At 72.3% G+C, this 11,914-nt stretch carries 8 protein-coding genes; all 8 read right to left on the reverse strand.

Annotation, left to right across the window (positions count from 1 at the left end; translation table 11 throughout):
- Window positions 1-28: 28 nt before the first annotated feature.
- Window positions 29-568 carry a TetR/AcrR family transcriptional regulator gene (locus AN218_RS11825; protein ID WP_070016818.1) on the reverse strand — a complete coding sequence of 180 codons (540 nt, stop codon included), beginning with the start codon at window positions 566-568 and terminating at the stop codon, window positions 29-31.
- A 71-nt stretch (window positions 569-639) separates the two neighbouring features.
- The gene (whiG, locus tag AN218_RS11830; protein ID WP_070016819.1) at window positions 640-1,488 is read right to left on the reverse strand and encodes an RNA polymerase sigma factor WhiG; all 849 of its coding nucleotides are present in this window, start codon (window positions 1,486-1,488) and stop codon (window positions 640-642) included.
- A gap of 276 nt (window positions 1,489-1,764) precedes the next feature.
- Window positions 1,765-3,039 (reverse strand): DNA-processing protein DprA, encoded by a 1,275-nt coding sequence (gene dprA / locus AN218_RS11835; protein ID WP_079132074.1) that lies wholly within the window; start codon window positions 3,037-3,039, stop codon window positions 1,765-1,767.
- Window positions 3,036-4,685, reverse strand: a complete 1,650-nt coding sequence (locus AN218_RS11840; protein ID WP_070016814.1) for a YifB family Mg chelatase-like AAA ATPase — start codon at window positions 4,683-4,685, stop codon at window positions 3,036-3,038. The genes dprA and AN218_RS11840 overlap by 4 nt, the downstream gene beginning before the upstream one ends.
- Window positions 4,685-5,068, reverse strand: a complete 384-nt coding sequence (locus AN218_RS11845; RefSeq protein WP_070016815.1) for a YraN family protein — start codon at window positions 5,066-5,068, stop codon at window positions 4,685-4,687. The genes AN218_RS11840 and AN218_RS11845 overlap by 1 nt, the downstream gene beginning before the upstream one ends.
- A gap of 218 nt (window positions 5,069-5,286) precedes the next feature.
- Window positions 5,287-5,610: a DUF2469 domain-containing protein gene (locus AN218_RS11850; protein ID WP_070016816.1), complete on the reverse strand. Its 324-nt coding sequence runs from the start codon at window positions 5,608-5,610 to the stop codon at window positions 5,287-5,289.
- Between the two features lie 38 nt (window positions 5,611-5,648).
- On the reverse strand, window positions 5,649-6,377 hold the full coding sequence (gene lepB / locus AN218_RS11855; RefSeq protein ID WP_070016817.1) for a signal peptidase I: 729 nt from the start codon (window positions 6,375-6,377) through the stop codon (window positions 5,649-5,651).
- A gap of 474 nt (window positions 6,378-6,851) precedes the next feature.
- Window positions 6,852-11,914: type I polyketide synthase (locus AN218_RS11860; protein WP_141747538.1), on the reverse strand; the 5,063-nt coding region annotated here is incomplete at its 5' end.

The raw sequence follows: 11,914 nt of genomic DNA on the forward strand, positions 1-11,914 counted from the left end.
GGGGGGGGGCGGGCCCCCGGAGTTGGGTTCAGTCGCAGACCCCGCCCAGCGCCAGCTTCACCGCCGCTTCCGTGATCTCCTCGGGACTTTCGGCCGCGCCGAGTTCGATGCGCCGTACTGCCGCGTCGACGACGCCTTGCAGAAGCATCGCCGCAAGTCTGGGCTGCTCATGTCCGAGCGCGCGGAGCGCCTCGACGACCATGGCGACGAGGCCGCCGTGCGCGGCGCGGATCTTCTCCCGTGCGCCGGCGTCCAGTTCGCCCGCGGAGATCGCGACGACGGCGCGGTGCCGCCCGTCTCCGACGAGCGCGAGTTGCTGCCGTACGTACGCTTCGATCTTTGCTTCCGGCGACTCCGCCGCGGCCATGGCCATCTCGACCTCGGCGGCCCACACGGGGAAGTCGACGGCGCAGAGTTCTTCGACGACTGCTCCGCGGGAGCGGAAGTACTCGTAGACCGACGAGCGCGCGAGCCCCGTGCGCTGTGCGAGGGCCGGGAAGGTCAGCGCCTCGGTGCCGCCTTCGGACAGCAGTGCACGGGCAGCGTCGAGAAGGGCTGAGCGCTGCATCGTCCGGTGCTCGGCCACTGAGGCCGCTCGAATCCTAGGCACGCCCCCACCTTACGGAGGGAAGGACCGATTCAGCGACCGACGTCGGCGAGCTTTGCGCGGAGTTGCAGGACGGACTTCGTGTGGATCTGGCTGACGCGGCTCTCGGTGACGCCGAGCACTTGGCCGATTTCCGCCAGGGTCAGTCCCTCGTAGTAGTAGAGCGTCACGACCGTTTTCTCGCGGTCCGGAAGGGTGTTGATGGCGCGGGCCAGCAGGCGCCGCAGTTCGCGGTCCTCGGCGACTTCGACCGGGTTGTCCGCGGCGGTGTCTTCGAGGGTGTCCATGAGGCTGAGCCGGTCGCTGCCGCTTTCGCCGCCGACGTGCAGCAGTTCTTCGAGGGCGACGACGTTGGCGAGCGACAACTGGCTGAAAACACCGTGCAGTTCTTCCAGCGGGATGCCCATCTCCGCCGCGACTTCGGACTCGGAGGGGCTGCGCCGCAGTTTCGACTCCAGGGTGGCGTAGGCGCGTTCGACGGCGCGTGCCTTCTGCCGGACGGAACGGGGGATCCAGTCGAGGGCGCGCAGTTCGTCGATCATCGCGCCGCGGATGCGTGTGATCGCGTACGTCTCGAACTTGATGGAGCGTTCCGGCTCGAACTTCTCGATGGCGTCGATGAGTCCGAAGACTCCGGAGGAGACGAAGTCGGCCTGTTCCACGTTGGGGGGCAGGCCGACGCTTACTCGTCCGGCGACGTATTTGACGAGCGGTGAGTAGTGCAGGATCAGCTGTTCCCGCAGGCTCTCGTCGCCCGTCTCCTTGTACGAACGCCACAGCTCGTCGAGCGCACTGTGGTCGGCACCGAGTGAGGTGTTCTCGGTTGCGACCGGCGGCGCTGCGCTGCCGGAGCGTTCAGGCCCGGAGATGTGCTGGGGCATTCGTGCCGTGAGCCGTTTCTGCAGAGTGGTCGTCACGCGGCGGTACCGCTTGCGTGACCGGGTGCCTCTTCCATGGGGGGTGTGAGCGTAGCGTGACCACAGCGTCGCAATATGCGATGAACGCGTGCTCCGGCATGCGCAGATACGTTCCGCTGTCCGCACCCGGGAGTTACTCCGGCGGCAGCGCCCAGAACTGGCCGTCGGGGGCGGGTGGGGCGGGCACAAGGCATACGGATCACCCTTTCATTCGATAGCCGCAGGTCAAGGACCGCCTCATCACTCGATGGTGTGCCCAACGTTGTTGCTGTGGGTCTGGGGCTTGCTCAACTGCCAGCCGGCGCCCTGGCGTTCGACGAATCCGAGCGCGCACAGTTCCCGGAGTCTGACCACCGCGGTGTCGGTGGTGACGCCTGCGGTGCGTGCGAGTTGCGCGGCGTCGACGGGGCCGCGTGCGGGCAGTGCGTCGAGCACCGTCGCGGCCTCGCCGGGCAGTACGTCGCGGGGGACGGAGGGTCCGCGCCGGGGTGGGGCGAGTTCGCCCATGTCGCCGACGAGTTCGATCACTTCGGCTGCGTCCGTGACGACGCTGCCTTCCTGTCGCAGCAGTTCGTGCACTCCGGCTGACAGTCCGGAGGTGACGGGCCCGGGGACGCCCATGATGAATCTGCCGAGCCGCCGTGCGTGGCGTGCGGTCGACAACGAGCCGCTGCGCAGGGCGGCTTCGACGACGACGGTGCCGCGGGTGAGCGCGGCGATCACGCGGTTCCGCAGGACGAAGCGGCTGCGTAGCGGGTGGTCGCCCGGCGGCAACTCGGCGAGCAGCAGGCCTTGTTCGCCGATGCGGGAGATCAGCTCGGCGTGGCCGGGCGGGTAGGCCACGTCGACTCCGCAGGCGAGGACACCGACGGTGGCTCCGCCGGTGGCGAGTGCTCCGCGGTGTGCGGCGCCGTCGATGCCGTAGGCGGCTCCGGAGACCACCGTCCAGCCGCGTTCCGCCAGGCCCGCCCCGAGGACGGCCGCGACGTGGACGCCGTACTCGGTGCAGGCCCGGGCTCCGACCACGGCGACCGAACGCAGGGCCCAGAACCGCAGATGGGGAGCGCCGCGGACCCACAGTCCGATGGGTCTGGTGGCGCCCAACGCGTCGAGTTGGCGGGGCCATTCGCGGTCTCCCGGGCAGAGGAAGCGGCCGCCGACGGCGTCGACGGCGGCCAAGTCGGCCTCGGGACGGGCGCGTCGGGCGCGGGCGCGCAGTACGGCCCAGCGCTGTTCGTCGACTCCGGGCAGTGGTTCGTCGTCCTCGTGCAGGGCGCGGACCACTTCCTGGGCGCCGTGGGTCCGCAGCCAGCGTCCGGCTGTTTCGTCGCCGGGTTCGGCGATGCGGGTCAACGCGACGCGTGCGAGCCGCTCTTCGGCGCCGGGTTCCTCCTCTTCTCCGGCTTCCGCCGCGAGTTCGTGTTCCGTTCCGGGTTCGGGTTCCGTTCCGGGTTCGGTCCTGGGCTCGGTCCCGGTACGGGCGGCGGATGGGCGGCCGTACGCCTCGGTGGTCATGGCTGCTTCTCCGGTACGGGGGCCGTCGCGGCGGGTGCGGGCATGCCGCGTCTGATGCCTGTGCGCAGTTCGAGGGCCCACTCGACGTCCTGGGCGGTGGGGCGGTCGTGTCCGGCGAGGTCGGCGACCGTCCAGGCCACGCGCAGCACTCTGTCCATGCCGCGTGCGGTGAGCAGGCCGCGTTCCATGTCTTCCTCGGCTCGGTTGAGGGCTCCCGGTTCCGGGGGCCAGCGGGTGCGCAGTTCATGTCCGGGGACGTCGCTGTTGGCCGTCCACGGGGTCTGCGCGAAGCGGTCGGCGGCGCGTTCCCGGGCGGTGAGCACGCGTTCGGCGATGGTGGCGCTGCTCTCCGACTCCCCGTGCAGGCCCGCGAGTTCGGACCGGGAGAGCGGTTTGACGTGGACTCTGAGGTCGACGCGGTCCATCAGGGGGCCGGAGAGCCGTGCCCGGTAGCGTCTGATGGACGCGGGGCGGCACTCGCATGCTCCGCTTTTCATGCCGTGCCGTCCGCAGGGGCAGGGGTTGGCGGCGAGGACGAGCAGGAAGCGTGCGGGCATGCGCATGATCCCGGAGGCCCGTGCGACCACGACGTGTCCGGACTCCAGTGGCTGCCGCATGGCGTCGAGGACGCGCGCGCTGCATTCCGCGGCCTCGTCGAGGAAGAGCACGCCGTGGTGTGCCATGGAGACGGCTCCGGGGCGTGGCAGTCCGGAGCCGCCGCCGACCAGGGACGCCATGGTCGCCGAGTGGTGCGGGGCGCAGTAAGGGGAGCGGCTGATCAGGGGCTGTCCCGGTGGGAGCGCTCCGGCCACCGAGTGCACTGCGGTCACTTCCAGTGACTCCTGTGACGTCAGGGGCGGGAGGAGCCCGGGGAGGCGTTCGGCAAGCATCGTCTTGCCCGCGCCGGGCGGGCCCTTGAAGAAGATGTGGTGCCTTCCGGCCGCCGCGACTTCGAGGGCCCTGCGGGCGGTGGTCTGTCCTGCGACGTCGGCCATGTCGAGGGGGTGTTCGGTGCGGCGTACGATGCCGGGCGCCGTCCAGCCGTGGCCTGGGAGCGCGAGTGCCGAGGGGCTCCGGCCGGAGTCGGTCTCCTCCGGGGGCAGGCCCTCGGGCGGTGTCTCCTCGGGGATCGTCTCGTCGTTAAGCAGGGCGATGAGCTGCCGGAGGCTGCGTACCCCGAGGACGGTGACGTCGGGGACGAGGGAGGCTTCCGGGACGGCTTCTTCCGCCACCACGACGTGCCGGTAGCCCGCGTCGGCCGCGGCGAGCACGGCCGGCAGCACTCCGCGGACGGGACGTACGCGCCCGTCCAGTCCGAGTTCGCCGAGCATCATCAGCTCGGCGATGCTGCGCGGGTCGATGCGTTCGGCGGCGCCGAGGACCGCGCAGGCGACGGCGAGGTCGAATCCGCTGCCGCTCTTGGGGACGGCGGCGGGGCTGAGCCCGACGGTGAGCTTCTTCTGGGGCCAGTCCGCGCCGGAGTTGACGACGGCGGCGCGTACGCGGTCGCGGCTTTCGGTAAGGCTTTTGTCGGGCAGGCCGACCAACGTGAAGGTCGCGACTCCTGGTTCGAGGTCGGCCTGGACCTCGACGACGACGCCTTCGACGCCGACCAGCGCGACGGAGCAGGTGCGGGCGAACGCCATCAGGCCACCCCTCGTGCGTGCTGGATCAGGGGGGCTCCGCGTTCCGGCAGGAGCACGCCGACGAGGTCGATCCGGACGCCGCCGCACGGTGGCCGTCCGTATCTGCTTAGCCACCGTTCGGTCAGCCAGCGGGACGCCAGTCTGCGCAGCCGGGCCGATTTCGCCGGTGTGACGGCGGACATCGGGTGCTCGAACGTGCCGCCGCGTCCGGCACGGCGGGTCTTGACCTCGCAGATGACGAGCGCGTCCTTGTCACGCGCGACGATGTCGAGTTCTCCTTCGGCGCAGCGCCAGTTCCGTTCCAGCACTGCCATTCCCGACTGGCGCAGCTTCCGCGCTGCGACATCCTCGCCGTAGCGGCCGAGGGCTTTACGGGCGCTCATCGGCACCACCTCCGTCACTGACTGTGACAGCGGTGGCGGGCGTCAGATGATCAAGGAGATTTACGGGGGATAACCGGCTTCCTGTGGACAAAGCCGTCACCCGCAGGTGTGCTCAGCGTCCCGTACGACAGCGGTTCCGGGCCGGCACCGGCGCTTTGGGCTCAGCCCGGCCTGCCGAACCGCCGTCCGGCAGGCTGCTCCGGCGCAGCCCTCAGCCCTCAGCTCTTGAAGCCCGAGTTCTCAGGCAGATCGAGGTCGCTCTTGTTGAGCTCCTCGATGTTCACGTCCTTGAAGGTCAGGACCCGTACCTGCTTGACGAACCGGGCGGGGCGGTACATGTCCCACACCCATGCGTCGGCCATGGAGACCTCGAAGAAGACCTCGCCCTGTACGGAGTGCACCTGCATCTCGTAGTCGTTGGTGAGGTAGAACCGCCGGTCCGTCTCGATCACGTACTTGAAAAGACCGACGACGTCCCTGTACTCCCGGTAGAGCTTCAGCTCCATCTCGGTCTCGTACTTCTCGAGGTCCTCGGCGCTCATGGCAGTTCCCCTTCAGCCGTGCGTGCCCCCATTGTGCGTCAGCCGCGAGTGCCCCGTCCGGCCCGCCGCGCTATCGGCCCGTAGGCCGCACCGCCCAGGATCAGGGCGGCCCCGGCGACGATGGCGATGAGCAGCGGCTGGAGCGGCCCGGGGTCGGACGTGCCGCCGGGCAGTGTGGCGAATCCGGCGGGCCGGGTGAGCATGCCGAGGCCGTTCATGGGCCAGGCGACGGCGTCGACGCGGGCGTTCACGGCGGTGCGGGGCACGGCCCCGTGGTCGCCGTCCTCGAGGTGGACGCGGGAGTCGACGGAGTCCATGCGGTGGTCGCCGAGGAGGAAGAGCTTGCCCTGCGGGACCGTCGTCGCCTTGAAGGGCGGCTGGGAGTCGGGGCCGGTGTCCTTGAGGTAGGGCTCGCGCAGCGTCTCGCCGTTGACCGAGAGGCGTCCCTGCTTGTCACAGCACTTGACCTTGTCGCCGCCGGTGCCCACGACCCGCTTGACCATCGGTACGGAGCCCCACACGGAGTCCTGGAAGACGACGACGTCGCCGCGGCGCACGTCCCCGCCGTCTATCCGTTCGGCGAGGACGCGGTCGCCCGCCTTGACGGTGGGGTCCATGGAGTCCGTCGGCACGGTGTAGGGCTGGTACAGCACGGCTCCGGCGACGAAGCCGCCCAGGAACAGCAGACAGCCCAGCGCCACGGCGAGCCCGGAGAGCGTGTGTCCGAGGCGACCGCCGCTCGTGCCCGTACGTCCAGCGTTGCCCATGCGTGCTCCCGGTCAGTTCGCCGTTTCCGTCCCGGCGCACCTTGCCCGGGGTGATGCGCGTTCCGTCCTGTCCCGCCGTGCCCTGCCAGGTCCGGTGCCAGCGCGCTCTTCTGCCTGTGCTCTGGGGGTCGCATCGGGTGGCCCGGACCGTTCCACGGGTCCGGTGCGCCCTCAACGCCCCCATGAGTGGCCTCACTTGATCGTGGAGTCTGGCACATCGAGAGCTGCCAGGGTCAAGTCTCCGGGGGCGGTCCGGCGGAGCTCCGCATGCCGGGTGGCCGCCCCCACCGTCCTGGGACGATGCCGCCCGCGGCGCCGCGTGCACGGTCCACGCGTGGGCGGGCCGGGTTCCGCGGCGTCGTCCTCATCTCTCGTCCTTCACCCCTCTCCCCCTCTCCCCTTTTCCTGTTCCGGTTCCTGTTCCGGCTCACGCCTGCCGGCTCTCTCCCCCAGGCGCTCTCCCGCCGACCGGGCTCAGGCTTCGCCGAACTGCTGGTCGAGCAGGTCGAGCAGTTCCTCGGTGCTGTCGGCGGACACCAGACCGTCGTCGTCCGAAGTCTGCGGCGGGCGGACGGCGGTCATCAGGGCGCCGATCCGCGAGGCGAGACGCCCGCGGACGGTCTCGCCGTCGAGCGACCGGCGGATGTCGGCCTCCAACTGGTCGATCCGGGACAGCAGCGCCTCCTCGGAGGTCCCGTCACCGTCGGTCAGCAGCTCCAGCAGGTGTCCGGCCAGCTCGGCCGGCGTCGTGTAGTCGAACACCAAGGTCGGCGGCAACGCGAGGCCGGTGGCGGCGGCCAGGCGGTTACGCAGTTCGACGGAGAGCAGGGAGTCGAACCCGGCCTGCCGGAAGGCGGCGTCGCTGCCGACCGTGCCGTCGCCACTGTGCCCGAGCACGCTGGCGGCGTGCGCCTGGACGAGTTCGACCATGGTGCGGGAGCGGTCCGCCGGGGAGAGTCCGGCCAGCCGTTCCCGCAGCGCGCCGCCCTCCGCGCCCGGTTCGTCCAGCACGGCGGCGGGCCCGGTCGCCGCTTCGGGGATCTCGGCCAGCAGCCGGGTGTCGCGCCCGGAGGTGAAGACCGGCACGAAGGTGGGCCAGTCCACGGCGGCCAGGGCCACGAACGCCTCCTCGTCGGCCAGCGTCTGGTACAGGCCCTCGAACGCCGTGTCGCGGTCGATGAACGGCAGTCCCCTGCGGAGCACCGCGTCGGCGTCGGTGCGTTCCTTGGTGATCTGCTCGTCCCAGATGCCCCAGGCGACGGATGTGACCGGCACTCCCGCCGCGCGCTGCTGCTCCGCGAAGGAGTCGAGGAAGGCGTTGGCGGCGGCGTAGGCGCCGTGGTCACCGCTCCCCCACACCCCGGCGATGGACGAGAACAGAACGAGTTCGCGCAGATGTGCCGGGTCGAGCAGCCGGGCGAGATGCGTCGCCCCGTCCACCTTGGCGTGCACCACCTCGGCGAACTCCTCCAGGGTGGTGGTCGCCAGGGGTGCGATGTCCAGATGGGCCGCCGCGTGCAGGGCGGTGGTCACCCGGTGCCCCTCGGCGGCCAGGGTCCCCAGCGCAGCCTCCAGCGCCTCCGCGTCGCGCACGTCGCAGGGGAGCACGGTGACCGCGGTGCCGGCCTCCTCGAGTTCCGCGGACAGCTCGGTCATGCCGGGCGCCTGGTCGCCGCGCCTGCTGAGCAGAGCGATGTGGCGGGCGCCGCGGGCGGCCACCGAACGAGCCAGGTGCGGGCCGAGCGAGCCGCTGGCCCCGGTGATCAGCACGGTGCCCTCGGGCTGCCAGGCCGGGCTGGTCCCGCCGGCCAGGCGGCGGTGGCGTACGAGGCGGCGTACCCGGGCCTCGCCGGCGCGCACCGCCCACTGGTCCTCCGCTCCGGCTCCGGCGAGGATGCCGAGCAGCGACGCGACGTCGTCCTCGTCCGGTTCGGCCGGCAGGTCCACGAGTCCGCCCCAGCGTCGGGGGAACTCCAGCGCGGCGACCCGGCCCAGGCCCCAGATCTGGTGCTGGGCGGGGTGCTCGGGGGCCTGGTCCTCGGTGCCGACGGCGCCGGTGGTGACCGCCCACAGGGGCGCGTCGGTGTCCTGGAGCGCCTGCACGGCGGTGACCGTGAGCGCCAGGCCGACGGTCATGCCCGGCAGTTCGGGGTGGGGGCGCTCGTCCAGCGCGAGCAGGGAGACGACCCCGGCGAACACGGTGCCCTGCTCCGTCCCCTGCTCGGCCACCCGGGCGGCGAGCACGGCGGGGCCGGTCCCGTCCGGCTCCAGTGTCAGCCGGCACACGTCGAGCTTGGCGGCGGTCAGCAGCGCGCAGAGGTGTTCGGCGGCGTCGGTGCCGGTGTCCAGGACGAGCCAGGGGCCGGACGGCCTGTCGCCGGGCTCCGCGGGGTGCGGGCGCCAGGCGGCGGCGTACCGCCAGTCGTCCAGCACCGACTGCCGGCGGCTCTCGCGACGCCAGCGGGCCAGTGCGGGCAGCACGCTGGTCAGCCCGTCCGCCGGGCCGATCTGGGCGGCCAGCTCGTCGAGATCTTCGCGGTCGACGGCGTCCCAGAAGCGGGCGTCGGTCCCGGACAGCGCCGCCGGGGCGTCCTGCGGGTCGAGCCAGAAGCGCTCCCGCTGGAAGGCGTACGTGGGCAGTTCGGCGCGGCCGGCGGGCCGTACGGCGTCGTTCCACCGTACGGGCAGCCCCTGCACCCAGCCCTCGGCGAGGGAGAGCAGCATCCGGTCGCGGCCGCCTGAGCCCCGGCGCAGCGTGCCGAGGACGGCGCCCCGGCCGTCCAGCGTCCGGCTGAGGCCGACCGTGAGGACCGGGTGGGGGCTGGACTCGACGAAGAACCGGTGGCCGTCGGCGACCAGCGCCTCGACCGCGGTCTGCAACTGCACGGTCTCCCGCAGGTTGCGGTACCAGTAGGCGGCGTCGAGTTCGCTGCCGGAGAGCCGGGTGCCGGTGACCGTGGAGTACAGCGGCACGGTGCCGTCGCGCGGTGCGATGCCGTCGAGTTCGGCGACGAGCCGGTCCCGTAGCACCTCCATCCCCGCGGAGTGCGAGGCGTAGTCCACGTCGATGCGGCGGGCCCGTACGTCCTCGCGTTCGGCCCTGGCCATCAGCGCCCGCAGTTCCTCGTCGCCTCCGGAGACGACGGTGGAGTCGGGGCCGTTGACGGCGGCGACCGACAGTCCGTCGCCGAGCCAGGGCTCCAGATCGGTCACGGGCAGTTCCACCGAGACCATGCCGCCGGTGCCGGACAGTTCGCGCAGCAGCCTGGACCGGGTGACGGCCACCCGCGCACCGTCGGCGAGCGAGAGCGCCCCGGCCACGCAGGCCGCGGCGACCTCGCCCTGGGAGTGGCCGACCACGGCGTCGACGGTGACGCCGCAGGACTGCCACACGCGGGCCAGGGACACCATCACGGCGAAGAGGACGGGCTGGACGACGTCCACGTCCGCGAGGGCCTCCTGGTCGGTGCTGCGCACCACGTCCAGCAGCGACCAGTCCACCAGCGGGTCCATGGCGTCGGCGCAGGCGCGCATCGACTCGGCGAACACCGCGTCGGCGTCGAGGAGTTCGCGGGCCATGCCGGGCCACTGGGACCCCTGGCCCGGGAAGAGCATGGCGACGGATCCGTCCGCCGCCGTGCCGGCGGCGGTGCCGGCCGGGGCGACGGCCTGCGGGTCGCCGAGGGCGGCCAGCGCGTCGAGCAGCTCCTGCCGGCCGGCGGTGACGACCGCGGCCCGGTGTTCGAAGGCGGAGCGTGCGGTGGTCAGCGGCCCGGCGACGTCGGCGGGGCCGAGGCCGGGTGCGTCCAGCAGGTGGGCGTGCAGGGCCCGTGCCTGTGCGGGCAGTGCCTCCGGGGTACGGGCGGAGAGGACCACCGGCACGGTGGCGGGCTCGGCGGGCTCCGTGGCGGTGACCGGGTCGCCCTCTTCGAGCAGGACGTGGGCGTTGGTGCCGCTGATGCCGAACGAGGAGACGCCCGCGCGGCGCGGCGCGGCGCCCGTGGCCCACGAACGGGCCTCGTCGAGCAGGGCCACGGTTCCGGAGGACCAGTCCACCTCGGGGGACGGGGCCTGGGCGTGCAGGGTGCGCGGCAGGGTCCGGTGACGCAGCGCCATCACCGTCTTGATGACGCCGGCGACGCCGGCCGCGGCCTGGGTGTGGCCGATGTTGGACTTCAGCGAGCCGAGGTGGAGGGGCCGCTCCGCGTCGCGTCCGGCCCCGTAGACGCTCATCAGCGCCTGGGCCTCGATGGGGTCGCCGAGCCGGGTGCCGGTGCCGTGCGCCTCGACGAGGTCGACCTCGGAGGGTGCCAGTCCGGAGCGCTCCAGCGCCTCCCGCACGACGCGTTCCTGTGAGGGGCCGTTGGGGGCGGTCAGCCCGTTGGAGGCGCCGTCCTGGTTGACCGCGGACCCGCGGACGACCGCCAGCACCTCGTGTCCGAGCCGCCGGGCGTCGGAGAGCCGCTCGACGACGAGGACGCCGGTGCCCTCGGCCCAGCCGGTGCCGTCCGCGTCGGCCGAGAAGGACTTGCAGCGGCCGTCCCGGGCGAGGCCGCCCTGCCGGCTGAACTCCACGAAGATGTTGGGCGAGGCCAGCACCGTCGAACCGCCCGCGAAGGCCAGGTCGCACTCGCCCTGCCGCAGCGACTGGCAGGCCAGGTGGAGCGTCACCAGCGAGGTGGAGCAGGCGGTGTCGACGGTGACGGCCGGGCCCTCCAGGCCGAGCAGGTAGGAGAGCCGGCCGGACATCACGCTGTTGCTGTTGGCGATGCCGATGATGCCTTCGAGGCCGTCGGGGATGCCGTTGAGCCGGTTGAGGTAGTCGTTGTACATCACGCCGGCGAAGACCCCGGTGTGGCTGCCGCGCAACTGCTGCGGGTCGATCCCGGCGTGTTCCGCCGCCTCCCAGGCGGTCTCCAGCAGCAGCCGCTGCTGCGGGTCCATGGCCAGTGCCTCGCGCGGCGAGATGCCGAAGAACGCGGCGTCGAAGGCGGCGGGGTCGGTGACGAAACCGCCCTCGCGCGCGTAGGTGCGGCCGGTCCGCTGCGGGTCGGGGTCGTAGAGGTTGGCCAGGTCCCAGCCGCGGTCGGCGGGGAAGGGGGCGATCGCGTCGCGGCCCTCGTCGACCAGCCGCCACAGCTCCTCGGGGGAGGAGACGTCGCCGGGGAAGCGGCAGCCCATGCCGACGATGGCGATGGGTTCGTCGTGGGAGGCCGTGGCGGTACGGGCGGGGCTGGTCACGGGCTCGGCCGGTCCGGCGAGTTCGCGGTCCAGGCGGGCGGCGAGGGAGGCGGCCGTGGGGTGGTCGAAGACGAGGGTCGCCGGCAGCCGGGTGCCGACGGCGGTGGAGAGCCGGTTGCGCAGTTCCACGGACATCAGCGAGTCGAAACCGAGCTCCTGAAGGGGGCGCTCCGGGTCGACTCCGGCGGCGTCGGCGTGCCCGGCCACCGCCGAGACGTGCTCGCGGACCACACGCAGCAGTTCGGCGGCGCGTGCCGTGCCGTCGAGTGCGGCGATCCGCTGCGCCGGGGCGCCGG

Source organism: Streptomyces nanshensis (assembly GCF_001751255.1).
Lineage (GTDB): Bacteria > Actinomycetota > Actinomycetes > Streptomycetales > Streptomycetaceae > Streptomyces > Streptomyces nanshensis_A.